We start from the raw sequence: 26,156 nt of genomic DNA on the forward strand, positions 1-26,156 counted from the left end.
GTTTTTTTCTGGTTTGACCGCGCCCGGACGTTTAACGTCCCGGCCGTCGATCGAGCAAAGTATAATCCATGACGTTCGTGAGCCGGCTGGCATTGGTCGTGATCTCTGCGGTGATCGCTACGATGGTGGCGGTCGCCTTGATCTGCTTCACCGCAAGCGAGCGCGTCAACGTCGAGATCGAGCGGGCGCGGGTGGCCAATCTACTCAACACGCTGCGCACCGCCACTGAGGCTAATCTCTCCATCGGCCTCACGCTCGATCAGATCTCGCCACTCCAGGAGCGAATCGAGCGTGAGAAGGCCGGGGATTCCGCCGTGCTCGCCATCGACATCTTCAACGCCACCGGCCGCACCATCTATTCCACCGATCGCAGCCTGATCGGCGAAGCCGTTCCCTCCGTGTGGGTCGAACGCTCGGCCAATGCCGGCATCTGGCAGATGACCGAGCGGGGCGACACGGTGTTCGGCACCCATTTCGAGAACGACCTCGGCCTCGCCGGCGGCATTTCGGTGACCACATCCGACCGGGCCCGCGTCGCCCGCGCCGAATCACTCGGACTGAATCTTCTGGGCATCGCCCTCGCCCTCATCGCCGGCGGCGGCGTGACCGCGGGCCTTGCGGCCAGCGCCTTCGCCTATTTGATGTCACGCCCCTTCGATCAGGTCGCCCGCGTCCTGTCGGCCGAAGCGCTCGGCCCCGCGGCCGAGGGCCCCCTGCCGCAGATCGCCCAGGAGGCGCGGCATAGCTGGATCGAAGCGGAGGCGCGGGTGGATCGCGGCCTCAGCCAGCTCGGAGCGCTCGACGATGCGAACTGATCCCGGGCGGGGGCGCCTCGTCACCGGCCTCGCGGCCTTCGTGGTCAGCCTCCTGGTGGGCGGGATCAGTGCTGCGGTCCTGTCCACCAGCTACCGCGCCCGGGTCGAGGACGGCGCCCGCCGCGACGCCCTAGTGATCGGCACCTCGGTGGCGCAGATGCTTGCGCAGCAGTTCGAGAAGGCGGGGCGCTTCGGCATTCCCCTGAAGCTCCTGCCGGGGGTCGAGGCCCACCTGACCGCAACCCTCGCCGGAACCCCCGGCATCGCCCAGATCATCCTGCGCGGACCGGATGGGCGGGAAATCCGCAGCGCGACCGGGGACGGTCCGGGCATCGATTCCGCCAGCGCGGCCGTGGTGGTGAACGGCATCACCGTGGCCTCCGTGGAGGTCGCCACCAACCCGGCGGCATTGTCCAGCGCATTCGCGGCGGTGGGCGTGAAGGCGGCGGTGGCGGTGGTCATCTTCGCCGCCTTCGCCGCGCTGGCTGCGGGGCTGACCGTCGGCCTCGCCCTGGATCGCAGCACGGCGCGCCTCACCGCCGCGCTGCGTCGGACCGCCGATGGCGATTTCGAGCCGGACGCCGGCAACGGACGCGCGGGCCGGGCCCATGGCGCGGTGGGACGGGCCTTTCGCGCGCTCGCCCACGGCAACCGGCATGTTCGCGAGCGGCGCGCGGTGTTCGACGCCTATGCGGAGGAGTTGCTGGAGGTGGACTTCGACGGCAGCGTGCGGCCCGATGTGGAGCGGCTGCGCCGGGAGGTGCTCGGCCGCCCACAGGATCCGCATGAGCCCCCTCACACGGCACGGGGCGCCTGATGCTGCTGCGCACCCGCATCACCCTCATCGTTGCTCTTGGTTTCATCGTCCTGATGCTCGGCATCTGGGGCGCCACCACATTGCGCGACCGCGTGGCGGACACCCGCGAGGGGGAAGTGGCCATCGCCGGCCAGAGCGTGCTGTGGCGGGAAATCGTGGCCTTTCAGACCTCGAACCTCTCCCGGATCCTTGAACGGGTGGACGGATCCACCGCCTTCCGCATCGCGCTCGGCTTTTCCGACCGACCCGGCATCGCCGCCGCGCTCAAGGAAGCCGGTGTCGACGTCAACGACGCCGACACCGCGTTCGAGGTGGTGGGCGCCGACCGGGAGCTGGTGTTCAGCGCCGGCGGCACCAGCCACAACCGCTCGATCCTCGACGCCGGCAGCCTCGACCACGCGCTGAAGGGCGAGCCGATCAGCGGCCTGCGGCAGGTCGCGGCGGACCGCATCATCGTGCTCGCCACCCGCACCGTGGTGCTGCCCGGCAAGGGCACAGCGGTCATCGTGCTCGGGCGGGATGCCAGCATCGGCCTGGACCGGTTCGCCCGCGGCATCGGCGCCTCGACCACCCTCGTCACCTTGCGCGGGCGCGTTGCGGCGAGCACCGACATGCGGCTGTGGGACCGGGCGAAGCTCGATATCACCCCCCGCCGCGCCGAGGCCGCGCGGATCGCCCTCGACGGCCACAGCTACAACGTCACCTCCATTCCGGTGGAAGGTATCGGCGGCGGCAGCATCGGTGCCCTGGTCAGTCTCAGCGACACCACCGAGACGCTCCAGGCCTCCAGCTTCATCCGCAAGGCCGCCATCGCCGGTGCCATCCTCATCGTGGTGCTGGGCGTGATCGGCCTCAATGTGTTCCTCTGGTACTCGTTTCGCACGCTGGAGGAGGCCATTGACGTGCTCCAGGCGCTCTCGCGCGGCGACACCTCGGTGACGGTGGAACACACCGGAGCCGCCGACGAGATCGGACGCATCGCCTCGGCCGTGGTGGCTCTGCGTGGCAACGTGCAGGCCCTGGCCGAGAGTCGGCGCCAGCGCGAGCGCATTCGTCGCCGCCAAGGCGTGGTGATCTCCAGTGAATTGAAGGCGCTGGCCGATTCCATCGACCCCACCGACCGCGAGGAGGTGCTCGCCCTGCTCGCCAACAGCGCGCGCCTGGAACAGGACGACGAGCTGAAGCGCGTGGCGCGGGTGCTGCATGACCTCTCACGGCGCATCGTGGAGCAGCACACCCGCCTGTCGTCCATGGTGGTGGAGCTGCGCGAGGCCCTCGTCACCAAGACCAAGCTCGCCGGCCTTCAGCAGGAGCTGGAGATCGCCCGGCAGGTGCAGCTCGCCATCCTGCCCAAGGAATTCCCGCCCGATTCCCGCGTGGCGGTGCACGGCCAGATGACGCCCGCCCGCGAGGTGGGCGGCGACTTCTACGACTATTTCATGGTGGACGAGCGCACGCTCGGCTTCGTGGTCGCCGACGTTTCGGGAAAGGGCGTGCCGGCGGCCCTGTTCATGGCCATCTCGCGCACCCTGCTGCGCTCCACCGCCTTGTTCGAACGGTCTCCGTCCGGCTGCGTGCGGCGGCTCAACGATCTGCTGGCGGTGGAAAACGAACAGATGCTGTTCGTCACCCTGGTCTATGGCGTGCTGGACCTCGACACCGGACGGGTGACCTATGTGAACGCCGGGCACAACCTGCCCTACCGCATCCGCCGCGACGGCGAGGTGAGCACGGTGCCCAGCACCAAGGGCATGGCGGTCGCCGTGATGGAGGGCTTCGTCTACATGGAAAGCAGCTTCGACCTCACGCCGGGCGACACGCTGTTCCTGTACACGGACGGCGTGACCGAAGCCTTCGACGTGGACGAGAACGCCTATGGGGAGCGCCGCCTGGAAACCCTCTTGGCCACCGGCGCCAGCGATTGGTCGGTGCCGGAGCTGTCCGAGCGGGTCCTCGCCTCGGTCCACATCTTCGAGCGGGGCGCACCGCAGGCCGACGATATCACCTGCCTGACGCTCCGCTATTTCGGCGACAAAAACCCCAAGCGCATCGGCTGAGCACCTGCCCGCCGCTAACACCCATCGGCGCCATTGCGCTTACAACTGCGGATAATTCTTCCACTCGAAAACGGTGTCATCGGCTTTCTTGACATTGCTGAGGCGCGACCATGTCACCCTGCGACCCGGAATGGGCTTTGCCGGCGCGCCCACGAGCATTGCATTCGACATGTCCATATTGCCGTTCACGAGCGCGCCGTAGCCGACCACGTTATCGTCGCCGATGGCGGCCCCCTTCATGATCGCCGCGTGCTTCGACACCCAGACATGGTCTCCGATATAAACTCCGTCAGGTGGATTTGTTCGCCTCATCGTATCGAGATCGATCAAAGAATGGGAATCCGATGTCCGAATCTCGATATGAGTGGAAAACATGCAGTCCCTGCCGATATAAACTCCATGCTTCACTCCCCGACAGAGAATTTCGACGTTATTGAATGTCGTGTGAGCGCAAATTATTATATTTATATAGCTTCCTACTATCGTAATTTTACCACGAATTATCGTATCTGACCCTATAATAATGTTATTATCCGACCCCTTTACGCTGACATTTGCTCCTTTGGCATTAACATTCCGCCCAAGAACAACTCTCGTTTCGCCCCCAGAGCATTGCATGGATCTAAATTGAGAGAGCAAGACGGGGTCGACAGAGCTCTCTGAAACCCGATATTCCTTCATATACTCCGGCAGATCCAGCGCCACTTCGCCGCGCCGCCGGTTGATACGTAAAGTCTGAGCAATCGACATATCGCCCCTCTATTGCGCGGCACACCTTCAGATGAAGTCCAAGTTCTTTCAAGCACCCGCACCGGAGGGGAGACCGCCTCCATGCGACGAGCATGCCGTCCACCTTCATGCTAGAGCATTTTCAAGCGAAGCGGATTCAGGCTCGCGTCAAGAAGTTGCGTGGATGCTGGCACGGGGAGCGGATCACGCGCGCGCGTGCGGATAGAGACCGACAGCGACGCCATTTCACGCCCATTATGACGCCGCCCCTCCACCGTGGGCGACAGCGTACACGCCATCGCCTCACGGCCACCCGCAAGACCGCACCCGGCGCGCCGACGCCTCAAACCGGCGGCACGACCTTTCCCGGGTTCAAGATGTCGGCCGGGTCCAGCGCCTTCTTCAGAGTTGCCATCAGCGCGATGGCGACCGGATCCTTGTAGAGCGGCAGCTCGTCCCGCTTCAGAATGCCGATGCCGTGCTCGGCCGAGATGGAGCCGCCCATGGTCGCGACCAGGTCGTGGACGATGCGGTTGAACTCTTCCCAGGTCTCCAGATAGGCCTGCTTGTCCATGCCCAAGGGCTGGCTGAGGTTGAAATGGATGTTGCCGTCGCCCATGTGGCCGAACGGACAAGGGCGCAGGCCCGGCATGTGCGCCACGCACAGGCGGCTTGCCTCCTCGATGAAGCGCGGCACCAGCGACACCGGCACCGAGACGTCGTGCTTGATGGAGCCACCCTCGAACTTCTGCGCTTCCGACAGGGATTCGCGCAGCTTCCACAGGGCCTGGGACTGGGCCTCGCTGCAGGCGATCACCGCATCCTCGACCTCGCCCGCCTCGAATGCCTCGGCCAGAACCCCTTCCGCCAAAGCGGCGAGATCGTCGTCGCGGCGGGTGGATGTGAGTTCCGCCAGCACATAGAAGGCGTGGGCGCCGGTGAACGGGCGGGTGGTGCCGGGCACATGCTTCAGCACCGTCTCCAGCCCGAAATCCGGCAGGAATTCAAAGCCGGTCAGGGCGTCGCCCGCCACGTTGCGCAGGCGGTTGAGCAGGGCCAAGGCGGCTTGGGGATCGGCCAGCCCGACGAAGGTGGTGGTGCGCTGGCGCGGCGCCGGGAACAGCCGCAGTGATGCCGCCGTGATGATGCCCAGCGTGCCCTCGGCGCCAATGAACAGGTCCTTCAGGTCATAGCCCGTATTGTCCTTGCGCAGGCGCGACAACCCGTTCCAGATGCGCCCGTCGGGCAGCACCACCTCCAGGCCAAGGGCCAGCTCGCGCATGTTGCCGTAGCGCAGCACGGCGGTGCCGCCGGCATTGGTGGAGAGGTTGCCGCCGATCTGGCAGGTGCCCTCCGATGCGATGGAAAGGGGAAACAGACACCCCTTCTCCGCCGCCGCCTGCTGCACCTGATGCAGCGTGCAGCCCCCCTCGGCCACCACGGTGAGGTCGGTGGCGTCGAGGCTACGGATGCGGTTCATGCGCGAGAGGCCGATCAGCAATGCGCCGAACGGCACCTGACCGCCCACCAGCCCGGTATTGCCGCCCTGGGGCACGAGCGCGACCCCCGCGGCCGCGCACTCGGCCACGATGAAGGCGACCTCGGCGGTGTCAGCCGGCTTCAGCAAAGCCGGGGTCGCGCCATGGTAGAGGCCGCGGCCTTCTTCCAGATGGGGCGCAAGCTCCGCCGGATCGGTGACCACGTTGCGTGCGCCGATGCGCGCGGCGATGCGCTCGAGCAGGGCCTGCAGGCGGCCGGCATCGAACAGAAGGGGAGCTGGGGCAGCGGTAGACATGGCCGCAAAGTGCCCGAGCCCTTCCGGCTCCGCAAGGGCGGAGAATGACGCGGCGAACAACCTGCCGGCCGAGGGCGCGTGCACGATCCCATCCGGCCATCGCGCCCGCGCCTTCGGCCTTTCATTTTCCACCGTCTTGGGGAAGAACAGGCGCCGGCTTCATTATCCCCGGAGATCCCCGTGACCGACCGCATCCTCGTCGCCCGCATCGGCGCTCCCCATGGCGTGAGGGGCGAGGTGCGGCTGTTCATCTTCGCCGAGGACCCCGAAACGGTGCGCGATTACACTCCGCTGACCGATGCCGATGGTCGCCGCAGCTTCGCCATCACCGCCCTGCGGCCGGGCAAGGACCATTTCGTGGCCCGCCTCGCCGGGGTGGACGACCGCACCGCGGCCGAGGCCCTCACCAACATCGACCTCTATGTGCCGCGCGACGCCTTGCCGGACACCGGGGACGACGACACCTTCTACCAGGCCGACCTTCTGGGCCTGCGGGTGGAGAACGAGGCGGGAACCGCCATCGGCACCGTGACCGCCCTGCACGATTTCGGCGCCGGCGACGTCCTGGAATATGCGCCCGAAGGGGACGGGCGCGGGCGCACGCTGATGGTGCCCTTCACCCGCATCGCCGTGCCGGTGGTGGACGTGGCCGGCGGGCGGGTGGTGCTGGCCGCCGATTTCATCGACGCCGGCACCGAGCGGCCCGAGCCCGGCGAGGACACCGCCGGCTGAGAGGCACGCGCCCGAAACGAGAACGCCGGCCTGAAGGCCGGCGTTCGCATGCGTTGGGTTCCGAACGGATCAGTAGCGATACTGTTCGGTCTTGAAGGGGCCGGTCTGCGACACGCCGATATAGGCCGCCTGCTGGTCGGAGAGCGTGGTCAGCTTCACGCCGATCTTCTCCAGATGGAGCGAGGCCACCTTCTCGTCGAGGTGCTTGGGCAGGGTATAGACCTTCTTCTCATAGGCGCCAGGCTTGGTGAACAGCTCGATCTGCGCCAGCGTCTGGTTGGTGAAGGAGGCGCTCATCACGAAGCTCGGGTGGCCGGTGGCGTTGCCGAGGTTCACGAGCCGCCCCTCGGAGAGCAGGATGATGCGGCGGCCGGTGGGGAACTCCACCTCGTCCACCTGCGGCTTCACATTGTGCCACTTGAAGTTCTTCAGCGCCGCCACCTGGATTTCGCTGTCGAAGTGGCCGATGTTGCAGACGATGGCGCGATCCTTCATGGCGCGCATGTGGTCCACCGTGATGACATCCACATTGCCGGTGCAGGTCACGAAGATGTCGGCGCGCGGCGCGGCATCCTCCATGGTGGTGACCTCATAGCCTTCCATGGCCGCCTGCAGCGCGCAGATGGGATCCACTTCCGACACCATGACGCGGCAGCCGGCATTGCGCAGCGAGGCCGCCGAGCCCTTGCCCACGTCGCCGAAGCCGGCAACCATGGCCACCTTGCCGGCCATCATCACGTCAGTGCCGCGGCGAATGCCGTCCACCAGGGATTCACGGCAGCCGTAGAGATTGTCGAACTTGGACTTGGTGACGCTGTCGTTCACGTTGATGGCGGGCCACAGCAAGGTGCCCTTCTTCTGCATCTCGTAAAGACGATGCACGCCCGTGGTGGTCTCTTCAGTCACGCCGCGGATGTTGGTGGCAAGCTGGGTGTACCAGCCGTGCTTGTGCTTCAGGCGGCGCTTGATGGCCGCGAACAGCACTTCCTCTTCCTCATTGGTGGCGCCGTCGAGGAAGGCCGTATCGCCCCCCTCCGCGCGCTTGCCGAGGTGGACGAGCAGGGTAGCGTCGCCGCCGTCGTCCAGGATCATGTTGGGGGTGCCGCCGTCGCCCCACTCGAAGATGCGGTGGGTGTATTCCCAGTACTCTTCCAGGGTCTCGCCCTTGACGGCAAACACCGGGGTGCCGGCGGCGGCAATGGCGGCGGCGGCATGGTCCTGGGTGGAATAGATATTGCACGACGCCCAACGGACATCCGCGCCCAGCGCCTTCAGCGTCTCGATGAGGACGCCGGTCTGGATGGTCATGTGCAGCGAGCCGGCGATCCGCGCGCCCTTCAGGGGCTGCGAGGGACCGTATTCGGCGCGGGTGGCCATGAGGCCTGGCATCTCGATTTCGGCGATGTCCAGTTCCTTGCGGCCCCAGTCGGCAAGGTTGATGTCTTTCACCACGTAATCGTTGCTCATGACTAAACTCCGCGAGAAATCGGCCGCACCGAACGGGGCGCGCCGCACAGGGCGCGGCATCAGGCTCGGCAGGCGGGCATTAGCACGGAGAGGCAACGGCAGCAATCAAGATATAAAGAAATGTTTATATCACTGACATCCCAGGGCGGCGACCCCTCTCTTACGCAGCACCGCACAACGCAGGCTGGTCGGAATGGCGACAGGCGTGCTTTGATTCTTACAAAAATTGTGATATAAGGCACTTTACAGTCGATTGCTTCCACCAATGCTGCAGCCGCGTATACCTTCGCGCAGTCTCGGGACATCCCCTTTCGGCACACAGGCTTTCGGGATCACAGAGCCTCTGGAGAACCGAGGTGAGATGAGCGTGTCAGCCAGTAAATGGCGTGACGCGGCAGCTTGATATGGCCTTCGGCTGGCAGAGCGGGTCGTCGGGCGTCCGGCCGCGACCCATGTCCACAGCGCAAGGTGCGCCACGCCCCGGTGACCGGACCGGGCCGTACCGCGCGCCAACAGATTCGGCCTCCGGGCCGGATCGGGAGTGGTCAAGAGCATGTCGACCAAGAAGAACGCGCAGACCCGTCTCGGCTTCAAGACGGGTGAGCACATTGTCTACCCGTCGCATGGCGTCGGCCAGATCATGGCCATTGAGGAACAGGAAGTCGCCGGTTTCAAGCTCGAATTGTTCGTTATCTCCTTCGAAAAAGACAAGATGACGCTGCGGGTCCCCGTACCCAAGATCGCAGCCGTCGGCATGCGCAAGCTCTCCGAGACCTGCATCGTCGAGAAGTCGCTCGAGACCCTCCAGGGCCGCGCCCGCATCAAGCGCACCATGTGGAGCCGTCGCGCCCAGGAATACGAAGCCAAGATCAATTCCGGGGATCTCGTCGCCATTTCCGAGGTGGTCCGCGATCTCTACCGTTCCGAGACCCAGCCCGAGCAATCCTATTCCGAGCGCCAGCTCTATGAGGCCGCCCTCGACCGGATGGCCCGCGAGCTGTCCGCGGTGCAGAACATCACCGAGACCGAGTCGGTGAAGCTCATCGAGCAGAACCTGCTGAAGGGTCCGCGCCGGGGCGTCGCCAAGGCCGCCGAGGAAGCCGAGCTGGACACCGAGCTGGACGCGGAAGAAGCCGCCTGAACGCTTCCCGGCACTTTCCACCCCGATCTGCAAGGCCCGGCATCGCCGGGCCTTTTGCTTTTCGCCCGCGTGACCGGGCAGCGCTCCGGGAACCGCCGCCGCGGTGGAACGTTTGAGTGTGGGGCTGCAAGGTGGAGAACCGACCATGACCATGCGCGATCAGGAACAGCGTCCCGCGCCGGCCACCCCCGACCAGAAGGCGCCGAAGCCCGGCGCCTCGCGGCAGCAGCAGCAGGCCCAGATGCCCGGCCAGAAGGGCGGACAGCCACAGCAGGAGGGCCAGCACACTCCGCCCGCGAAGGACGACGCGCGCCACGGTCAGCGCTGAGCCCTCACCACGAGGTGATGCGCCGGGCCCAGCCCGGCGCATCGCCCGCGCTCCCGCAACCCGGCCACGCGGCACCGGAAACATACGGCATAGCGGCTTTTCGTCTGGCCCCGCCTCTCGAAACTCTAGCGAGAAACGGCGCCCAATGCCGCGCGGGTTGCCCGTGGCCTGCGCGGCAGGGGCCGAAGGATTAAGGGGCGAAGGGATTAAGGGGCGAACGCAACCGGCATTGCGCTCACACCCCAGCCGCGCCGCCGTCCGCACGCGGATCATGGGCCCCCTCGACCCCGCCACGGGGGTGCAGAACCACCGCCCCCGCATGGCCCATGGTGTCGGAATACGCCTCGGGCAGCACGCACAGGTCGTGGCCCGCCCCCGCCAAACGCTCCACCAGGCCTTCTTCAAACCGGGATTCGAGGCGCAGCCGCGTTTCCGTCGCCCCCCAGGTGCGCCCCAGCAGCCACCGCGGCCGGGCGATCGCCTCGCCGAGCGGAACCCCGAACAGCGCATGACGCGTGAACACCGCGGCCTGGGTCTGGGGCTGGCCCTCCCCGCCCATGGTGCCGTAGCCCATCACCCGCCCATCCCTCAGCACCGCCAAGGCCGGATTGAGGGTGTGGAACGGCCGCCGGCCCGGCGCGAGAGCATTGAGCGCCTTCGGATCGAGGGAGAAACTGCATCCCCGGTTCTGCATCAGCACGCCCGTGGACGGCAGCACGCAACCGGACCCAAACTCGAAGAAAATGGACTGGATGTAGGACACCACCAGCCCCGAGGCATCCGCCGCCCCCAGCCAGATGGTGTCCCCGGCCTGGGCCGGCTGCGGCCAGGGCAGCGCGCGGGTGGGATTGATCCGACCCGCGCGGGCATCAAGGTCCCCGGCCGACAGCAACCGCTCAAGGTCCGTCGTGACCCGCTCGGGATCACACACCACCTTGTCACGCACCAGGAACGCCTGCTTAGTGGCTTCCACCAGGCCATGGATGTGGCTGAAACTCTCCGCCGCCTCGCATTTGAGACGGGCGAACAGGCCGAGAATCATCAGGGAGGCCAGGCCCTGAGTGGGGGGCGGCGCATTGAAGACCGCGCCCTGGGGCAGGCTCACCTTCAACGGCGCCCGCTCGCGCGCGGTGAAGGCGACGAGATCCGCCCGCCGCACCGGACTCCCGATGCGCTCCAGGTCCGCCGCCATCTCGCGCCCCACGTCGCCGCGATAGAAATCATCGAGCCCGGCGCGGGCGAGATGCTCCAGGGTATCCGCGAGACGCTCTTGGCGCAGTAACGCCCCTTCCAACGGCGGCCGTCCGCCCGGCAGGAAGACCTGCGCGAAGCCCGGCACATCCTTCAGCTCGCCGGCCTTCTCGGCGGTGAGACGCGCCTGAGAGCCCGTCACGGCGCTTCCCTGGCGGGCATAACGAATGGCCGCTTCCAGCAGGCGCGGCAGGTCCATCCGCCCCCCATGGGCGCGCGCCGCATCCAGGGCCAGATGCCAGCCGCCCACGGCCCCCGGCACCGTCAGCGCCGCCAGCGGACCGCGCGCGGGAATGGCCTCTTCCCACCCAAGATCGCGGTAATGGGCAATGGAGGCATCGCGGCCCGCGAAGCCGCACGCCTCCAGGTAGCGGACCCGTCCGGAGGGCTCGCGCACCAGCCAGAAGCCGTCGCCGCCCAGATGGTTCATGTGCGGATACACCACCGCGACGGTCGCCGCCGCCGCCACGGCGGCCTCGATGGCATTGCCGCCTTCGGCCAAAACCTGCTGACCGGCCTCCACCGCCAAGGCGTGGGGCGCTGCGACGATGCCGCGGCGGGCATGGACACTTTCATGGGCGCTGGCGGGCAGCATGGCGACAACTCCGGACAGGGGCAGACACGCGCAAAGGCGACGGCACTCTTGACCCTGCCCGGCGGGCGGGCCAAGGTCCGTCCCCAAATAGAGCGTTTTCAGGCGAAGGGAACACGTCTTCGCTATTTGGACGCGGAACGCGATGCCCCAGATGCTTCGGGGGTGATGAGGAGAGGACGGATGACACGGCCAGCGGTTCCCGGCACGGTGAACTGGAGCAACGTGCTGACGGTGGCGAGCGCCGCCGTCCTCATCGCCACCCAGGCCATCGCCACCGCGGTGGCCGCCGGCTGGGCGCTCGCCGGCCTGCTCAATCTGGGCGACATGGGCGAATACGGTCTGATGGCCCTGTTCAGCCTTGTCGGCATCTACGCCTCCTTCGCCTATCTCCGCATGGCCTCGCGGGCGGAGCCGCTCCGGCACTGAGTCTCAGCGCCGGCTCGACCATGGCGGCCAGCAGCGGCCGCCATCGCATCAAGGGGCGAATCGCGTGACGATCTGGTCAAGCGCGGGCCGCGGACGATCCGTAACGCGCTCCGCCGGCCGACCGATGTGGAAAAAGCCGGCCACGGCCTCCCCTTCGCCTACGCCGATCAAGGCGGCAGCCTCCGAATCCCGGCCGGGCCATTTCAACAGCCACAGCGCGGAAAAGCCCAGCGCCTCGGCCGCCAGCATCAGATTCATGCCCACTGCCCCCGCCGATAGAGTCTGGTTGAACACCGGGATCTTCGCCGCCGGGTCGGGCCGACTCACCAGAACCACGGTCACCGGCGCGCGCAGCAGGTAATCGCGCCACATGTGCGCCTTTTCCCCCGGCAGATCCGGCATCCGGCGGGCATAAAGCGCATCGAGCCGATCGCCCGCCACGCCGCGCGCCGGCCCCTCCAGCACGATGAAACGCCACGGCACGAGCCTGCCGTGATCGGGCACCCGCGCGGCGATAGCCAGCAGGCGGTCGAGCGTCGCGGCGTCCGGACCGGGCTCCACCAGCGCGCGCAGCGGCAGCGAACGCCGGTGCTCCAGCAATCCCAGCGCTTCCGGCTGCAGGCGGGTGGGCAAGGGCGTGCCGTCATGGCGCGCCTTCCCGGCACCGTGAACATGGGGTTGTTGCCCCTCGATCATAACGAAGCCTCATCCATTCTGGGCGCGCCGCGCGGCCAAGACATCTCGCCGGAAGCCGCTGCCGATCGCTATCAACTTTTCGTGAAGACGACGAACTGACGGCCCCGCGCCGGCCCCGCCGCCTGGATTTAGGCGCTCGCCACGCCGGTCACCGCTGCGCCCCGCGCCCTCCTTCGCCCCCCATTCGGATCCTCGCCGCGCCTGCTTCCACCACAGGTGGAGCGCACAGAACCGCGCGCGCGCCCGGACGCCGATCCGGCTCCGGCAAACTAAACGCTTATCGTTGCAGCGCTTCTCCTTTCGGATGCGGCGTCACGGCCGAACCCTCCATGGTCCCGCCGTCGGGGGACCATGGAGGGCACAAACGTCCGTTGCCGGCGCAAAAACCATGGGTCGTGGAAGAGCCACAGCGCAGTTGCAATCAGCCGTGCAGGACTTCAACATTCATGTACCAAATGGAACCAAATGTGTGTTAGTCTCCCGACTGGCCGGCAGGAACGTCCACAACAGAGTTGTTTGGGTGCGAATTTCCGGCCTTGTCCATTAGGCTACGAGGCAAGAAGCGGGTGGCTGGGTTGAGCGTCGTGCGAAGGCGGAGGTCAAATCGCCCAAGACGTGCAAGTTAATCTGCACAATAGACGCGTTTTAATTCAGCAGTGGTGGATGGCCCTAAGCCCAAATTGGCGACTGACCTCAACGGAAATACACATGAGCCGTAACCGAGACTTCCGAGAGCCGCGCCGCCGTGGCTTTGACGACGACTTTGCGCCGCCGCGTGATCGCGGCTTCGGAGGGGACCGTCCGTTTTCATCGCCGAGCAGCTTCAGCGCCCCCGCTCCGTCCGGCCCGCCCATCGACGCCACCGTGAAGTGGTTCAACCCGGAAAAGGGGTTTGGCTTCGTGGAGCTGTCCGACGGATCGGGCGACGTGTTCCTGCATGCCCGTGCCCTTGAGGCGGCGGGCCAGGAAAGCGTGCCTCCCGGCTCCAAGCTGTCCGTCCGCGTGGGCCAGGGCCAGAAGGGCCGCCAGGTGACCGAGGTGCTCGAAGTCGACACCTCGACCGCTGAAGCGGCGCCGCCCCGGCGCAGCTTCGGTGCCGGCCCCGGTGCCGGCCCGAGCGCGGGTCCGCGCATGGGTGGCGGTGGCCCCCGTGCCGCCACCGGCCCCACCGAGGAGCGCGTGGGCACCGTGAAGTGGTATAACCCCGACAAGGGGTTTGGCTTCATCGCGGTGGAAGGCGGCGGCAAGGACGTGTTCGTCCATGTCACGGTCATCTCCCGCTCCGGCCTCACCGATCTGGCCGAAGGCCAGCGGGTGGTGGTGCAGGTGGGCCAGGGTCCGAAGGGCCCGGAAGCCCGCGGCATCGAACTGGCCGACTGATCTGAAACACAGCTTTGCGCGCGCCATCGGTAGCGATGGTGCGCGCAGGCGTGTTAAAGGACGTTGGTTGCTTGCTCCATCCGTTTTATGCCGGATCGCATCTCGTCGTGGACGAAATGTGCAGCGTATGACGAGCGGCGCAACGCATTGCAACCCCAGCCTTTCCCGACGGCACGGCTGAGGAGCGGGTCGACATCGGTACGACCGACGACTGTGTCGCCAGGGCCTCTTTTGGGCTCCAGGGCCATTCTTTGCGTCAGGGCCGCAAGAATGAGCACGGCGGCGGAGCCACAGCGTGTCAGCACAGTCATATATGAACACCAGCAGGCGCGGATCCGACAGGCTTTCAGGGCGGCCTCGATATCGCGGCTAAGCCCAACCGGTGGCAGGCATAAAATCTCGCCCTGTCGCACAGCTCTTTGGAGTACCAGAAGAAAATGGCGCAACCGACAGAGGCCGATCTTGCGAGCCTCCTCGAACGTCTCAAGGCCGCCCAGCGCGAGCTTCTACTGACCGCCGCCAAGGGCCAGACTCTGCCCTCGGACGGGATGCTGCGAAAGATCTCCGAGCTCGAAGGCGCGATCGCGGCCGCGGAAGCCCTCATCCAGGAAGAACACGAGCACCATTGAGCCCCTTCACGCGGCAGGAGCTCCCACTGCAAGAATGTGGAGCCCCTGCCTCGCGAAGCGGCTGCGCGACACGGAACGTGGCGGCGTCCTTTGGCTTCAAGCGCGCGTGCCCGTTGAGGTCGCCTTTCTCCCAACCACCTTGCCGGGTAAGTGGGCCACCCGCGACCCTGCGGGATACCTTTGGCCAGCGCAACGGCACCCGGCGCGGACAGCGACATGACGCGCGGCAACGGCGTAAGGCCGACCTCCGCCACCGGATGTGCTTCACGCGCAGCCGGTTCGCGCGCCCTCCACCACGGGCGCTTGAGCCTCCTAAGCATCCCATGACGCCCGCCCAACGAGGCCCTTCGGCGTATTCCGTTCGCGCGGCCTCACGCCATCCGCTCGGCGCTTTTGCATTTCCGTCATGCGAACCGGAAGCCACCGCGCTTGAACTATCCAGGGGCGGCGTGAACGGATTTGACGCGAATGACGTTGCAGGCGAGCGCTGCGATTGCGGCGAAGCTACGTCGGATCTTCTCGCATCGTAGCGCAACGCGCTCGAGCTTTCCGAAGCACGGCCCCCCCCCCCGGTGGAGCACCCTTGGACCGTACGGCGCCTTCACCACCGCCCCGAAGATCTCGACCCACGGGAAGTTGTGGCACGGCGCCTCCACTATGAGGTGCTCGGCCCCGGATGGCGCAGCACCCATCTGCCTGAAATCGTAAATGAGCCCGTGGACCATTACCTCGCGCGCCATCAGGAGGATGCCGGGAGGCGCATGAGCGCCGTTCATCTCATCATGAAGGACGTACAGGCGGGGACGTCATCTGGGCTCGGAGACGCCAACGCGGACCGCTGGATCGAGTTGCAGGACATGTTTCAGGACATGTTCCATTTGGTACCGGCTCATATCATCGGCGGTGACACCGAGGCTCCAATGGCGGACATGGAGGTGCCGGGCGCCGTGAAGGCGAGCTTTGGCGCCGCGCGGCGCGCGAGCCGCAAGATTGCGCCCCCTCCGTCGAGACCTATACTGAAAGGGTGTTCAAGACTAAGCGTGGAGTGCCTGCGGAACGACCTGCCCCACCATGTATCATATCGGCCTTGATCTCTCACGAACGTAAGGATCTGGCCACGCTCGACCTGCAGGGCACGGATGGCGCGGAGTTCTGAGCAGCCATGCCCACAGCACCCCGCGATATGAATGCACGCTGGTCAATGCCGACGGGCGCACCGCCGACGTCCAGGTCAAGCCGCGTGGTTGGCGCATCCTGCCGGCCGCCGACTATGCCGACGACGATCAGGTGGACACGGTGTTTCTCTTCGCGGCGCGCGGGAACTATGGCGACCCATGTCCCGACAATGTAACGATCATCACGAAGGCCGCTCTCGTCGCCTTCGACCGGGAGAATCGTTCGCTTCTGCCGAAGCCCATCGCCCAGTGGCTCGAACTGCCGGGGGAGAGCTAGGCGGGAACCCGGAAGACGCGCGGGGCCTCCCCCTTCCCCCCCCCGGCCTGAGGCGGGTGCGCGAGGGAGATGGCGAATCGCCCTTTCCGCGGACCTCAGGACTCTTTACCTTCACGGCAGAGATGGGGGATGGAGCGATGATGGATTTCGGGACGGCGGTCAAAACCTGCCTGTCGAAATATGCGGTGTTTCAGGGCCGAGCCTCGCGCAGCGAGTTCTGGTGGTTCGAGCTGTTCCTGCTGCTGGTGCCCCTGGTCATCGCCATCCTGAGCGCCCTGTTCATGGGGCAGATGATGACCGAGGTCATGACCGAGAATGACGGGCCCATGGGACAGGGCTGGGGCATGATGTGGGGGGTGCACAGCGTCGGCATTCTGCCGCACCTCGTGTCGCTCGCCTTGTTCCTGCCCACGCTCGCGGTGACCGTGCGGCGGCTGCACGATGTGGGGCACAGCGGCTGGTGGGTGCTCATCTTGTTCCTGCCGGTCATCGGCTTCCTGGTGCTGCTGTTCTGGTTCGTGCAGCCCTCCGACCCCCGCGACAACGCCTATGGCCCCTCGCCCTACCCCTATCCGCCAGCGGCCTGAGGCGATGGGTGTGTGTACGCAAAGGGGCCGGATGACAGGGTGTCATCCGGCCCTTTGTCTTGTGCGTGGTCCGATACCCCCGGCCTCGGTCAAGCGCGGAGTGGGCTGGAGATTTTTGGTCTCAGGTGTCGTCGCGATCGCGGATCCATTCCACGATGCCGGAAAAATCCTTGCCGTCGTTCCCGGCTTCCGCGAAGGCGGTGTAGAGCGCGGTCGCGGCCGCACCCAGCGCGGTGGCGGCGCCGGCCGTGTCGGCGGCGTCCTGCGACAGGCGCAGATCCTTCAGCATCAAGGCGGCGGCGAAGCCGGGCTGGTAGCCGCGATTGGCGGGGCTGGTGGGCACCGGCCCCGGCACCGGGCAATAGGTGGTGAGCGACCAGCATTGGCCGGAGGAGGTGGACGCCACCTCGTACAGCGCTTCATGGGAGAGGCCGAGCTTCTCGCCCAGCACGAAGGCTTCCGACACCGCGATCATGGAGATGCCGAGGATCATATTGTTGCAGATCTTCGCCGCCTGCCCCGCGCCCGCGCCGCCGCAATGGACGATCTTGCGGCCCATGGCCTCCAGATAGGGCCGCGCCGCGGCAAAGGCGCCGTCGGTTCCGCCCACCATGAAGGTGAGGGTGGCCGCCTCCGCCCCACCGACGCCGCCCGACACGGGGGCATCGACGCTGGCATGGCCGGCGGCTTTCGCGGCCTCATGGAAGGCGCGGGCGGAGGCGACGTCGATGGTCGACGAATCGATGAACAGCGTGCCGGGCCTCGCCGCCGCGAACAGGCCCTCGGCGCCGGTGGCGGCACCGACCACATGCTTGCCGGAGGGCAGCATGGTGACCACCACCTCGGCCGCGGCGACGGCCGCCGTAGCGCTTTCGGCGACGTTCACGCCGCGCGCTTGCGCCGCCGCGACGGCGGCCGGCGACAGGTCGAAGCCGGTGATGGTGTGCCCGGCCTTGACGAGGTTCGCGGCCATGGGCCCGCCCATGTTGCCGAGGCCGATGAATGCAATGCTGGCCATGTGGTTCCTCCCCGTGTGGTTTTGTCTTCGCCTGCGCTCGGCGCGCCGGTTGTGGCGCCGGCGCCCGCCGTTCACCCGATCAGGGTGCGGGCGACGATGAGGCGCATGATCTCGTTGGTACCTTCCAGGATCTGGTGCACACGCAGGTCGCGCACGATCTTTTCAATGCCGTAATCGGCGAGGTAGCCGTAGCCGCCGTGGAGCTGGAGCGCGTCGTTGGCGACGGTGAAGCCGGTGTCGGTGGCGACCCGCTTCGCCATGGCGCAAAGCTTCGTGGCATCGGGAGCCTTGGCGTCGAGGGCCGCGGCGGCCCGCCACAGGAAGGTGCGCGCCACCTCCAGTTCGGTCGCCATGTCGGCGAGGCGGAATTGCAGCGCCTGGAAGGCGTCGAGCCGCTGTCCGAACGCCTTGCGCTCGCGCATGTAGGCGAGTGCCTTATCAAGGGCGGCCTGGGCGCCGCCGAGCGAGCAGGCGCCGATATTGAGCCGGCCGCCGTCGAGCCCGGCCATGGCGATCTTGAAGCCTTCGCCCTCCGCGCCCAGGCGGTTGGCCACCGGCACCCTGACCCCTTCAAAGATGACGGCGCGCGTGGGCTGCACGTTCCAGCCCATCTTCTTCTCGTTGGCGCCGAAAGAGAGACCGGGGGTATCGGCGGGGATGACGAGGGTGGAAATGCCCTTCGGCCCGCCACCGCCGGTGCGCACCATCACCACATGAATGTCGGAGGCGCCGGCGCCGGAAATGAACTGCTTCTGCCCGTCCACGATGTAATGGTCGCCGTCGCGCACGGCACGGGTCTTGAGCGCCGCCGCATCCGAGCCGGCACCCGGCTCGGTGAGGCCGTAGGAGGCAAGGCAAGCCATGGTGGCGAGCTGCGGCACCCATCGGGCGCGCTGGTCGTCGCTGCCGAAGCGGTCGATCATCCAGGTCGCCATGTTGTGGATGGAGAGATAGGCGGCGGTGCCGGGGCAGCCGGTGGCGAGCGCCTCGAAGATCAAGGCCGCATCGAGCCGCGAGAGGCCGGAGCCGCCCACATCCTCGCGCACATAGATGCCGCCCATGCCGAGGGCGGCGGCCGCGCGCAGGGTCTCCACCGGAAAATGCTTGGCCTCGTCCCAGGCCACGGCGTTGGGGGCGATCTCCGCCGTGGCGAAATCGCGGGCCATGTCGCGGATGGCGATCTGGTCGTCGGAGAGGGTGAACATGTCTGGCGCGCCACTCATCTAGAGCAATTCCAGCAAAAGTGTGTAGCGGTTTTGCGCCTGGAATTGCTACAAAACAAAGACTTAGAGCATTTCCGGTGAAGTGGAGTTCACCGGAAATGCTATAAGGGGGCGAGGGGGCCGAAGGCTCCCGTGCGGGTCCTGGATCAGCCGGCCATCGCATTGGCAGCAGATCAGCATGGCCGGCCCGGTTCGGAAAAGGGGCGCCGTGCGGCCTCGGGCGGCGGCACGGCGCGGTCGGGGACGGGGCTGGCCTCAGCCCATGGTCGGGATGACGAAGTCCGCGCCGTCCTTAATCCCTGAAGGCCAGCGGGAGGTGACGGTCTTGGTCTTGGTATAGAAACGGATGGAATCCGGCCCGTGCTGGTTGAGGTCGCCGAAGCCTGAGCGCTTCCAGCCGCCGAAGGTGTAGTAGGCGAGCGGCACTGGGATCGGCACATTGATGCCGACCATGCCCACGTTCACCTTGGCCGCGAAATCGCGGGCCGCATCGCCGTCGCGGGTATAGATGGCGACGCCGTTGCCATATTCGTGCTCGGTGGGCAGGCGCAGGGCCTCCTTATAGTCCGGCGCGCGCACGACGCAGAGGACGGGCCCGAAGATCTCTTCCTTGTAGATGCGCATGTCGGGCGTGACATGATCGAACAGGCAGCCGCCCATGTAGAAGCCGTTCTCATAGCCCTGGAGCGTGAAGTCGCGCCCGTCCACCAGCAGTTTCGCGCCTTCCTCCACGCCGGTGTCCACATATCCCTTCACCCGCGCCACCGCCTCGCGGGTCACCAGCGGGCCGAGATCGGCGGAGGGGTCGGTGGAGGGGCCGATCTTCAGGCTCTCGACGCGGGGCACCAGCTTTTCAATGAGGCGGTCGGCGGTGGCTTCCCCCACCGGAACCGCCACCGAAATCGCCATGCAGCGTTCGCCCGCCGAGCCGTAGCCGGCGCCCACCAGGGCGTCCACCACCTGGTCGAGGTCGGCGTCGGGCATGATGATCATGTGGTTCTTGGCGCCGCCGAAGCCCTGCACCCGCTTACCGTTGGCCGTGCCGCGGGCATAAATGTACTGGGCGATGGCGGACGAGCCCACGAAGCCGATGGCCTGGATGTCGGGATCGTCCAGAATGGCGTCCACCGCCTCCTTGTCACCGTTCACCACATTGAGGATGCCGGCCGGCAGGCCCGCCTCCAGCATCAGCTCGGCGAGGTGCATGGGCACGCCGGGATCACGCTCCGACGGCTTCAGGATGAAGGCGTTGCCGCAGGCGATGGCGGGGCCGAACTTCCACATGGGGATCATGGCCGGGAAGTTGAACGGCGTGATGCCCGCCACCACGCCAAGCGCCTGGCGCATGGAATAAAGGTCGATGCCGGGGCCGGCGCCGTCGGTGTATTCGCCCTTCATGAGGTGGGGAATGCCGCAGGAGAACTCGATCACCTCCAGGCCGCGCTGGATGTCGCCGCGGGCGTCGGGAATGGTCTTGCCATGCTCGCGGGCGAGCAGCTCGGCCAGGGCGTCATAATCGCGCTGCACCAGCTCCAGGAACTTCATGAGCACGCGGGCGCGGCGCTGGGGATTGGTGGCGGCCCAGGCCGGCTGCGCGGCCTTGGCATTCTCCACCGCGGCCCGCATCTCGGCCGTGCTGGCCAGGGCGACGGAAGCGATCACCTCGCCCGTCATGGGCTGGAACACGTCGGCCTTGCGGCCCGAGGTGCCGGCCACATGTTTGCCGCCGATAAAATGGCCGATCTCGCGCATGATGCGTGTCCTTCCCGGTCGATGCGTTTCCAGAACTTTTGCGGCCGCTGCGGCGACCTTGTTGCGGGCACGATGCCCTATCCTTTTGTGCACATAAAGGGCAATCTTCGCACGCTCCATGTGCGAAAATAAACGAGAAGGAAAGGCGGATGGCGGACTTCGAATGGTCGGACCTGCGCTTCTTCCTCGCGGTGGCGCGGACCGGGCGGCTTACTGTGGCGGCGGCGCGCCTTGGCGTCGAGCATTCCACGGTGAGCCGGCGCATCGCGGCGCTGGAAGCGACGTTGGGCGCCAAGCTGTTCGACCGTCGGCCCCATGGCTATGGCCTCACCGCCGCGGGTGAGCGGCTGATGAGTGCGGCGGAAGGCATGGAAAGCCTCGCGCTGACGGCCCAGGGCACCATCGGCGGGGCCGATCTTGGCGTCGCCGGCACGGTGCGCATCGGCGCGCCCGACGGATTCGGCACCTTCTTCCTGGCGCCGCGCATCGCGGTACTGGCCGAGACCCACCCCGACCTCGACATCCAATTGCTCGCCATGCCCCGGCTGTTTTCCCTGTCGAAGCGCGAGGCGGACCTCGCCATCTCCCTAAGCCGGCCCAAGGAGGGGCGGCTGCACGCCCGCAAGCTCACCGACTACCGGCTGCACCTTTACGCCTCGCGGGGCTATCTCGCCCGTCACGGCGCCATCGAGAGCCGGGCGGCGCTGGAGCGCCATGCCTTCATCGGCTATGTGGACGAGCTGATCTATGCGCCGGAGCTCGACTATGCGCCGCTGGTGGCCAAGGACCTGCGGGTGCGGGTGAAAAGCTCCAGCCTCGTGGCCCAGCTCACGGCGGCGCGGGGCGGCGCCGGCGTATGCGTGCTGCCCTGCTTCATGGGCGCCCTCTTCGGCGGCGAGGGCGAGGATGCGCTGGTGCCGGTGCTGAAGGACGAAGTAAGCATCACCCGCACGTTCTGGCTCATCACCCACACCGACATGCGCGACCTGGCTCGCATTCGCGTGGCCGCCGATTTCATCGCCGAAGAAGTCCAGAAGGGGCGCGGCGTATTTCTGAACAGTTAGTGTTGTGAAAAGCTGCCGTAGGCCGCAGGGGACAGAGCGACCCCGTCGTCATGCTGGCGCCGCGCCGGCAGATGCTGGGGGTCGATTCGCGTCCGTAGTCCAGCACCTTATGCCATCGACACGGCCTTCGACCGGGCCGGATGCGTTCGCTCACACACCGCGCCGGTGCACCGGCCCGCGGAGCGACGCATTTTCGGAAAATCCGTCTCGCGTTCAAATGGAAGCTGAATATACTGCCTGCCGATGGGGGCGCCGTCGCGCATGTCCGGGGGAAGCCGCGCCCCCATGAAACGACACAGGGCCAGGATCTTCGTCCCTTCAGGACGATGACTGCTGCGATGGATTGTGCACGGGGGAAACTGCACCATGTTGGGGCAAAGAAAAAAGAGTGATGAACTGATCTCGGTTCTCGGCAATTACTGTGGAGTTGGACTCTGGGATGCTGTCCTCATCAATGAGGACGCCATGCATCCGCAGAGCAAATGGACGTGGACCAATGAATTCCGTCGCCTGCTCGGCTATAGTGCCGAACACGATTTTCCGAATGTGGTCGGCTCATGGGCCGGAAAGCTGCATCCGGAAGATTCCGACCGAACGTTTGCCGCATTCGCGAAAGCGTTGAAGAAGACCAGCGGGAAGTCGATCTACAATATTACTTACCGCCTGAAGATGAAAGACGGCAGCTACCGTTGGTTTCGGGCGACGGGGGGCGTGGTTCATGATGCGTCCGGCAAGGCGGTTCGCGCCTGCGGATCCCTCGTGGACATCCATGACAGCGTCCTCGCGGAGCAGGCCGCCAACGCGCGGGTGGCGCGGGTCGAGGAATTGACCGCCCGGTTCGAGGCGGAAGTCTCCAGCCTGATCGGCACCTTCCAAAGCACCTCGCAGGAATTGCAGGCGGCGGCACGGCAATTGGCCGGGTCCGCGAGGAAGACCTCCGATGAAACCTCCGTCGTGGTCACCACGGTGGAGCAGGCCGCGGCGAACATCTCGGCGGTCGCCTCGTCTTCGGAGGAGTTGGGGGCATCGGTGGATGAAATCGGCCGCCAGATCGACCTTTCGGCCGAGTTGTCGAAGGGATCCGTCGGCGAAGCCAAGGCGACCGCCGGCATCATGGCCGAACTGAGCGCGGTTGCGGCCGGTATCGGCAATGTGGTCGACCTGATCTCCGGCCTTGCCGGCCAGACCAACCTTCTGGCCCTCAACGCGACCATCGAGGCCGCGCGCGCTGGCGACAGCGGCAAGGGTTTCGCGGTGGTCGCCAGCGAGGTGAAGCAGCTGGCGTCGCAGACGGCGTCGGCCACCTCGGAGATTTCAACCAAGGTTGCCGCCATCCAGAATTCCACCAATCGCGCGGCATCCGCCATCGAGGGCATTCTAAAAACCATCGGCAGCGTCAATGATGCGATCACGTCCATCGCCTCGGCGGTGGAGGAGCAGGGCAGCGCCACCCGCGAGATCGTGCGCTCCATCAGCCAGGTGTCGGACGGTACCCATGTGGTGACGGAGAACATTTCCCACGTCTCCCGGGCGGCGGTGGAAACCGAGACGGTGGCGCAAAGCCTGCTGTCCTCGTCCACCACCATCGGCACCGAATCGAACACGCTCCAGAACAAGCTGCGCAGCTTCATCGCCGAGCTGAAGGCCGCTTAAAACCCGCGCGCGGGCATGCCGTCCCGGTCCCGGTTGGGAGCGGGACGGCAGCGGGGCTGGGCCCAAAATGGCGGCCGGCCGCAATGGGACGATGTCGCGTGTCTGAGCGGGATGCCTTGCGCCGGAGCGCGCGCTCTAGGATAAGGCATCATGACCGAACGCGCTCCCGACACTGCCCCCGATGCCGACCCGTTCCTCGAAACGGGCCGGCTGATGTTTGCCGCCGACTGGCAGTTCATTTCCGCGGCGCCCACCATCGAGGTGCTTCCGCCCATGCAGGGCGTTGAGGTGGCTTTGGCCGGGCGTTCCAATGTGGGCAAGTCGTCCCTCGTCAACGCCTTGACCGGCCGAAAGGCGCTGGCGCGGACGTCGGTGACCCCCGGCCGGACGCAAGAACTCATCTTCTTTCGCGCGCAGCCGGAACTGACCCTGGTGGATATGCCGGGCTATGGTTTCGCCAAGGCGCCGAAAGACAAGGTGGAGGCCTGGACGCGCACTATCCGCGCGTATCTGCGCGGGCGGGTGAACCTCGGGCGCGTATTCGTGCTCATCGATGCCCGCCACGGCATCAAGCCGGTGGACGAAGAGATTCTGGATCTCCTCGACAAGGCCGCAGTGTCCTACGCCATCGTGCTGACCAAGATCGATCAGGTGAAACCCACCGCACAGCCTCAAGTCCTGGCCGAGGCGCAGGAGAAGATTCGCAGGCGGGCGGCCGCTTATCCGGAAATATTTCCGACCTCAAGCAATACGGGCGAGGGTTTTCCCGAGCTGCGCGCGGCGATCGCGCGTCTGGTGTCGGAGCGGCTCTAGATCCATCTTGTTTATTCCAAGAAAGTTCTTTTGAGCGTCGTTAAGCAAGAAGATGCGAATGCTCAAGGGTGGGCGCCAACCTCTGACAAAAGGGGCGCGCTCAAAGCCCTATCGCCGCGCGAGATCTGCTTCAGCAAGAGCGTGAAGCGATTTTGCAATCCGAAAATGCTGTCGTGGATTGACTGAGACTGAGGAGCCCGCTGGGCGGGGAGCTGGGCTTGTCTGGCGCATGCGCGGCGCGATCACATCCCCTCTCGGCGCGACAGACTGGAGGCGCCATGGCCGCGCCCCGCATCCCGGACGGCAGTTCAAGCCCTCCTACAATCCCAGCTTTGCCGAGAGGCTCAACGGCGTGGTCGGATGCGGAGGCCGGCGATCTCCACGCGGCGACGAACCGGGCGGGCGCCGGCACCGCCTTCAGAGACGCGTTCGAGACAGTGAAGGCGGGGGACCGAATCGACGTCCCGGTGGCATCCGCCATGGCCCTCGGACGCATCCTACGAACACCGCCGTCACCGGCCTCCACGACAGCGCCGTGTGGTCGTCCGACATGATGGTGACATGAGAGGTACCTTGCCCCGCGTTCTCCTCGAAAACGATCAAGGCCGGGACCGAAATCGCTGCTCGCCGCGGGACACCCTCAAGACGCAAATTGCAAGGGCCGTTCGGAACAAACCATAAACGCGCCATCGACCCGCGACTGAGCCAGCGAAGGGAGGCCCCCCTGCGGATGTCGGAACCCCTGGGGCGCGGATGGAAAGGCTTATTCGGCGCCAGCTCTACCGTAGTGGCGCCGGCGACTTGCGCTTCTTGGGTGGCTACGATTTTGGGGCGACTTGCGATTTTCGGGCGATTTGGCTTCAGGCGCCAAGTCCTTGATTTTAATGGTAGCAGCGGGCGGATTTGAACCGCCGACCTCCGGGTTATGAATCCGGCGCTCTCACCAACTGAGCTACGCTGCCACACCCGCCGACGCGACGCTGCGCATCGGCTAGAAGCGGGCTTATAGGGGCGAGCGTTCGCCCCTGTCAAGGAAGGGAACCGACTCTTACACCTTCCTCTTCTTCTTGATGCGCACCAGCTTGAAGAAGCCCACCGGGAACACCGGTGAAATCTCCACCACCTCCATGTCGGGATAGCGCGCCGCCCAGTTCCGCAGACGCGACGCCTTGAAGGCGATGCTCCAGCCCACCTTCTTCACCAGCGGCGCCAGCGCCTGCTCGATGTGCATCACCGGCCCCTCGTCGGCGCCGAGCTTGGAGGCCACCACGATCTCGCCGCCGGGCTTCAGGACCCGGTACATCTCGTCGAGCGCGCCTTCCGGGTCCGGCACCAAGGTGATGACGAACGGCACCGTGACCGCATCGAAGGTTTCGTCGGCAAAGCCGAGGTTGCAGGCGTCCATGGCCGCCAGCAGGCCCACCTGCTTCAGCCCACGTCCCACCTTCTTTTCCACCGCTTTCCGCAGCATGTCGAAAGACAGGTCGATGCCCGTCACCCGCACATTCCTCGGATAATAGGGCAGCACCAGTCCGGTGCCGACGCCCACTTCCAGAATGTCTGGCCCGCAGGCGGCGGCGGTGGTGGCCGCCTTGCGCTGCGCATCCGCCAGCAGCTTCACATAAACCTTGTCGTAGATGGGTGCCCATTTGGCATAGGCGCGCTTCTGACCCTCGAGATCGTATTGAACCGCCATCCTCGCCTTCTCCCAGCCTCGTCCCTGCGGGGACCACCAA

At 66.2% G+C, this 26,156-nt stretch carries 25 protein-coding genes and 1 tRNA gene; 16 read left to right on the forward strand and 10 right to left on the reverse strand.

All coding sequences use genetic code 11. From position 1 onward, the window contains the following. The first annotated feature begins 68 nt into the window (after positions 1 to 68). Genes HUW53_RS10505 through HUW53_RS10515 form a run of 3 tightly spaced genes read left to right on the forward strand, consistent with a single transcriptional unit; the run spans position 69 to position 3,689 of the window. Complete coding sequence (locus tag HUW53_RS10505; RefSeq protein ID WP_237345712.1) at positions 69 to 815, forward strand: hypothetical protein; 747 nt, start codon at positions 69 to 71, stop codon at positions 813 to 815. Then, positions 805 to 1,632: a hypothetical protein gene (locus tag HUW53_RS10510; protein ID WP_237345713.1), complete on the forward strand. Its 828-nt coding sequence runs from the start codon at positions 805 to 807 to the stop codon at positions 1,630 to 1,632. The genes HUW53_RS10505 and HUW53_RS10510 overlap by 11 nt, the downstream gene beginning before the upstream one ends. Next, the gene (locus HUW53_RS10515) at positions 1,632 to 3,689 is read left to right on the forward strand and encodes a SpoIIE family protein phosphatase (RefSeq protein ID WP_237345714.1); all 2,058 of its coding nucleotides are present in this window, start codon (positions 1,632 to 1,634) and stop codon (positions 3,687 to 3,689) included. Before HUW53_RS10510 ends, HUW53_RS10515 begins: the two co-directional genes overlap by 1 nt. A gap of 39 nt (positions 3,690 to 3,728) precedes the next feature. Here the strand turns inward: HUW53_RS10515 and HUW53_RS10520 are convergent, their stop codons facing one another. Both HUW53_RS10520 and HUW53_RS10525 read right to left on the reverse strand, forming a co-directional pair. Next, positions 3,729 to 4,019, reverse strand: coding sequence for an acyltransferase (locus HUW53_RS10520; RefSeq protein WP_237345715.1), 291 nt, complete (start codon positions 4,017 to 4,019; stop codon positions 3,729 to 3,731). 742 nt (positions 4,020 to 4,761) lie between these two features. After that, the gene (locus HUW53_RS10525; RefSeq protein ID WP_237345716.1) at positions 4,762 to 6,213 is read right to left on the reverse strand and encodes an FAD-binding oxidoreductase; all 1,452 of its coding nucleotides are present in this window, start codon (positions 6,211 to 6,213) and stop codon (positions 4,762 to 4,764) included. Between the two features lie 180 nt (positions 6,214 to 6,393). On the opposite strand from HUW53_RS10525, the gene rimM reads away from it, so the two are divergent. Continuing rightward, positions 6,394 to 6,945, forward strand: a complete 552-nt coding sequence (gene rimM, locus HUW53_RS10530) for a ribosome maturation factor RimM (protein WP_237345717.1) — start codon at positions 6,394 to 6,396, stop codon at positions 6,943 to 6,945. 69 nt (positions 6,946 to 7,014) lie between these two features. On the opposite strand, the gene ahcY is transcribed toward rimM, so the two are convergent. Beyond that, complete coding sequence (ahcY, locus tag HUW53_RS10535) at positions 7,015 to 8,412, reverse strand: adenosylhomocysteinase (RefSeq protein ID WP_237345718.1); 1,398 nt, start codon at positions 8,410 to 8,412, stop codon at positions 7,015 to 7,017. 553 nt (positions 8,413 to 8,965) lie between these two features. Here ahcY and HUW53_RS10540 point away from each other — a divergent pair. Continuing rightward, positions 8,966 to 9,553 (forward strand): CarD family transcriptional regulator, encoded by a 588-nt coding sequence (locus HUW53_RS10540; protein ID WP_237345719.1) that lies wholly within the window; start codon positions 8,966 to 8,968, stop codon positions 9,551 to 9,553. Positions 9,554 to 9,698: 145 nt separating this feature from the next. Further along, positions 9,699 to 9,881 carry a hypothetical protein gene (locus tag HUW53_RS10545; protein WP_237345720.1) on the forward strand — a complete coding sequence of 61 codons (183 nt, stop codon included), beginning with the start codon at positions 9,699 to 9,701 and terminating at the stop codon, positions 9,879 to 9,881. A 235-nt stretch (positions 9,882 to 10,116) separates the two neighbouring features. Here the strand turns inward: HUW53_RS10545 and HUW53_RS10550 are convergent, their stop codons facing one another. After that, positions 10,117 to 11,727: a gamma-glutamyltransferase family protein gene (locus HUW53_RS10550; RefSeq protein WP_237345721.1), complete on the reverse strand. Its 1,611-nt coding sequence runs from the start codon at positions 11,725 to 11,727 to the stop codon at positions 10,117 to 10,119. A 180-nt stretch (positions 11,728 to 11,907) separates the two neighbouring features. Here HUW53_RS10550 and HUW53_RS10555 point away from each other — a divergent pair, with 180 nt between their 5' ends. Continuing rightward, on the forward strand, positions 11,908 to 12,153 hold the full coding sequence (locus HUW53_RS10555) for a hypothetical protein (protein ID WP_237345722.1): 246 nt from the start codon (positions 11,908 to 11,910) through the stop codon (positions 12,151 to 12,153). A gap of 48 nt (positions 12,154 to 12,201) precedes the next feature. On the opposite strand, the gene HUW53_RS10560 is transcribed toward HUW53_RS10555, so the two are convergent. Beyond that, positions 12,202 to 12,786, reverse strand: coding sequence for a nitroreductase family protein (locus HUW53_RS10560; RefSeq protein WP_237345723.1), 585 nt, complete (start codon positions 12,784 to 12,786; stop codon positions 12,202 to 12,204). A 12-nt stretch (positions 12,787 to 12,798) separates the two neighbouring features. Here HUW53_RS10560 and HUW53_RS10565 point away from each other — a divergent pair, with 12 nt between their 5' ends. The 6 genes from HUW53_RS10565 to HUW53_RS10595 all read left to right on the forward strand — a co-directional run bounded on the left by HUW53_RS10565 (position 12,799) and on the right by HUW53_RS10595 (position 16,897). Continuing rightward, positions 12,799 to 12,948, forward strand: a complete 150-nt coding sequence (locus tag HUW53_RS10565) for a hypothetical protein (protein ID WP_237345724.1) — start codon at positions 12,799 to 12,801, stop codon at positions 12,946 to 12,948. 609 nt (positions 12,949 to 13,557) lie between these two features. Next, positions 13,558 to 14,229: a cold-shock protein gene (locus HUW53_RS21820; protein ID WP_272904193.1), complete on the forward strand. Its 672-nt coding sequence runs from the start codon at positions 13,558 to 13,560 to the stop codon at positions 14,227 to 14,229. Between the two features lie 437 nt (positions 14,230 to 14,666). Then, entirely contained in the window at positions 14,667 to 14,858 is a 192-nt protein-coding gene (locus HUW53_RS10580; protein ID WP_237345725.1) for a hypothetical protein, read from the forward strand. Positions 14,859 to 15,619: 761 nt separating this feature from the next. Further along, positions 15,620 to 15,949: a hypothetical protein gene (locus HUW53_RS10585; protein ID WP_237345726.1), complete on the forward strand. Its 330-nt coding sequence runs from the start codon at positions 15,620 to 15,622 to the stop codon at positions 15,947 to 15,949. A 196-nt stretch (positions 15,950 to 16,145) separates the two neighbouring features. Next, positions 16,146 to 16,310, forward strand: coding sequence for a hypothetical protein (locus HUW53_RS10590; protein WP_237345727.1), 165 nt, complete (start codon positions 16,146 to 16,148; stop codon positions 16,308 to 16,310). Between the two features lie 137 nt (positions 16,311 to 16,447). Next, positions 16,448 to 16,897, forward strand: coding sequence for a DUF805 domain-containing protein (locus HUW53_RS10595; protein ID WP_237345728.1), 450 nt, complete (start codon positions 16,448 to 16,450; stop codon positions 16,895 to 16,897). A 121-nt stretch (positions 16,898 to 17,018) separates the two neighbouring features. On the opposite strand, the gene mmsB is transcribed toward HUW53_RS10595, so the two are convergent. From mmsB to HUW53_RS10610, 3 genes are all read right to left on the reverse strand, one after another. Further along, positions 17,019 to 17,915, reverse strand: a complete 897-nt coding sequence (gene mmsB, locus HUW53_RS10600) for a 3-hydroxyisobutyrate dehydrogenase (RefSeq protein ID WP_237345729.1) — start codon at positions 17,913 to 17,915, stop codon at positions 17,019 to 17,021. 71 nt (positions 17,916 to 17,986) lie between these two features. After that, on the reverse strand, positions 17,987 to 19,138 hold the full coding sequence (locus HUW53_RS10605; RefSeq protein WP_237345730.1) for an acyl-CoA dehydrogenase family protein: 1,152 nt from the start codon (positions 19,136 to 19,138) through the stop codon (positions 17,987 to 17,989). Positions 19,139 to 19,393: 255 nt separating this feature from the next. Then, on the reverse strand, positions 19,394 to 20,890 hold the full coding sequence (locus HUW53_RS10610; RefSeq protein WP_237345731.1) for a CoA-acylating methylmalonate-semialdehyde dehydrogenase: 1,497 nt from the start codon (positions 20,888 to 20,890) through the stop codon (positions 19,394 to 19,396). A 149-nt stretch (positions 20,891 to 21,039) separates the two neighbouring features. Between HUW53_RS10610 and HUW53_RS10615 the strand changes: the two genes are divergently transcribed. The 3 genes from HUW53_RS10615 (at position 21,040) to yihA (ending at position 24,420) form a co-directional block, all read left to right on the forward strand. Continuing rightward, positions 21,040 to 21,954: a LysR family transcriptional regulator gene (locus tag HUW53_RS10615; RefSeq protein ID WP_237345732.1), complete on the forward strand. Its 915-nt coding sequence runs from the start codon at positions 21,040 to 21,042 to the stop codon at positions 21,952 to 21,954. Between the two features lie 465 nt (positions 21,955 to 22,419). After that, positions 22,420 to 23,607, forward strand: a complete 1,188-nt coding sequence (locus HUW53_RS10620; RefSeq protein WP_237345733.1) for a methyl-accepting chemotaxis protein — start codon at positions 22,420 to 22,422, stop codon at positions 23,605 to 23,607. 150 nt (positions 23,608 to 23,757) lie between these two features. Next, a complete protein-coding gene (gene yihA / locus HUW53_RS10625; protein WP_237345734.1) occupies positions 23,758 to 24,420 on the forward strand; it encodes a ribosome biogenesis GTP-binding protein YihA/YsxC in 663 nt (220 codons plus the stop codon). 885 nt (positions 24,421 to 25,305) lie between these two features. Here yihA and HUW53_RS10630 read toward each other — a convergent pair. Continuing rightward, positions 25,306 to 25,382: transfer RNA gene (locus HUW53_RS10630), tRNA-Met, on the reverse strand. Positions 25,383 to 25,468: 86 nt separating this feature from the next. Next, a complete protein-coding gene (locus HUW53_RS10635) occupies positions 25,469 to 26,116 on the reverse strand; it encodes a class I SAM-dependent methyltransferase (protein WP_237345735.1) in 648 nt (215 codons plus the stop codon). Positions 26,117 to 26,156 lie beyond the last annotated feature (40 nt).

This window comes from Xanthobacter agilis (assembly GCF_021730435.1).
Taxonomy (GTDB): Bacteria; Pseudomonadota; Alphaproteobacteria; order Rhizobiales; family Xanthobacteraceae; genus Xanthobacter; species Xanthobacter agilis.

What these genes read in the sequence shown, in the direction of transcription:
- HUW53_RS21820 (WP_272904193.1), top strand. Translation starts at nt 13,558, where the DNA reads ATGAGCCGTAACCGAGACTTCCGAGAGCCGCGCCGCCGTGGCTTTGAC.
- HUW53_RS10585 (WP_237345726.1), top strand. Translation starts at nt 15,620, where the DNA reads ATGAGCGCCGTTCATCTCATCATGAAGGACGTACAGGCGGGGACGTCA.
- HUW53_RS10580 (WP_237345725.1), top strand. Translation starts at nt 14,667, where the DNA reads ATGGCGCAACCGACAGAGGCCGATCTTGCGAGCCTCCTCGAACGTCTC.
- HUW53_RS10610 (WP_237345731.1), bottom strand. Translation starts at nt 20,890, where the DNA reads ATGCGCGAGATCGGCCATTTTATCGGCGGCAAACATGTGGCCGGCACC.
- HUW53_RS10525 (WP_237345716.1), bottom strand. Translation starts at nt 6,213, where the DNA reads ATGTCTACCGCTGCCCCAGCTCCCCTTCTGTTCGATGCCGGCCGCCTG.
- HUW53_RS10540 (WP_237345719.1), top strand. Translation starts at nt 8,966, where the DNA reads ATGTCGACCAAGAAGAACGCGCAGACCCGTCTCGGCTTCAAGACGGGT.
- ahcY (WP_237345718.1), bottom strand. Translation starts at nt 8,412, where the DNA reads ATGAGCAACGATTACGTGGTGAAAGACATCAACCTTGCCGACTGGGGC.
- HUW53_RS10515 (WP_237345714.1), top strand. Translation starts at nt 1,632, where the DNA reads ATGCTGCTGCGCACCCGCATCACCCTCATCGTTGCTCTTGGTTTCATC.
- HUW53_RS10565 (WP_237345724.1), top strand. Translation starts at nt 12,799, where the DNA reads ATGGCGCGCCTTCCCGGCACCGTGAACATGGGGTTGTTGCCCCTCGAT.
- mmsB (WP_237345729.1), bottom strand. Translation starts at nt 17,915, where the DNA reads ATGGCCAGCATTGCATTCATCGGCCTCGGCAACATGGGCGGGCCCATG.
- HUW53_RS10605 (WP_237345730.1), bottom strand. Translation starts at nt 19,138, where the DNA reads ATGAGTGGCGCGCCAGACATGTTCACCCTCTCCGACGACCAGATCGCC.
- HUW53_RS10635 (WP_237345735.1), bottom strand. Translation starts at nt 26,116, where the DNA reads ATGGCGGTTCAATACGATCTCGAGGGTCAGAAGCGCGCCTATGCCAAA.
- HUW53_RS10545 (WP_237345720.1), top strand. Translation starts at nt 9,699, where the DNA reads ATGACCATGCGCGATCAGGAACAGCGTCCCGCGCCGGCCACCCCCGAC.
- HUW53_RS10505 (WP_237345712.1), top strand. Translation starts at nt 69, where the DNA reads ATGACGTTCGTGAGCCGGCTGGCATTGGTCGTGATCTCTGCGGTGATC.
- HUW53_RS10550 (WP_237345721.1), bottom strand. Translation starts at nt 11,727, where the DNA reads ATGCTGCCCGCCAGCGCCCATGAAAGTGTCCATGCCCGCCGCGGCATC.
- HUW53_RS10620 (WP_237345733.1), top strand. Translation starts at nt 22,420, where the DNA reads ATGCATCCGCAGAGCAAATGGACGTGGACCAATGAATTCCGTCGCCTG.
- HUW53_RS10555 (WP_237345722.1), top strand. Translation starts at nt 11,908, where the DNA reads ATGACACGGCCAGCGGTTCCCGGCACGGTGAACTGGAGCAACGTGCTG.
- HUW53_RS10615 (WP_237345732.1), top strand. Translation starts at nt 21,040, where the DNA reads ATGGCGGACTTCGAATGGTCGGACCTGCGCTTCTTCCTCGCGGTGGCG.
- yihA (WP_237345734.1), top strand. Translation starts at nt 23,758, where the DNA reads ATGACCGAACGCGCTCCCGACACTGCCCCCGATGCCGACCCGTTCCTC.
- HUW53_RS10595 (WP_237345728.1), top strand. Translation starts at nt 16,448, where the DNA reads ATGATGGATTTCGGGACGGCGGTCAAAACCTGCCTGTCGAAATATGCG.
- HUW53_RS10510 (WP_237345713.1), top strand. Translation starts at nt 805, where the DNA reads ATGCGAACTGATCCCGGGCGGGGGCGCCTCGTCACCGGCCTCGCGGCC.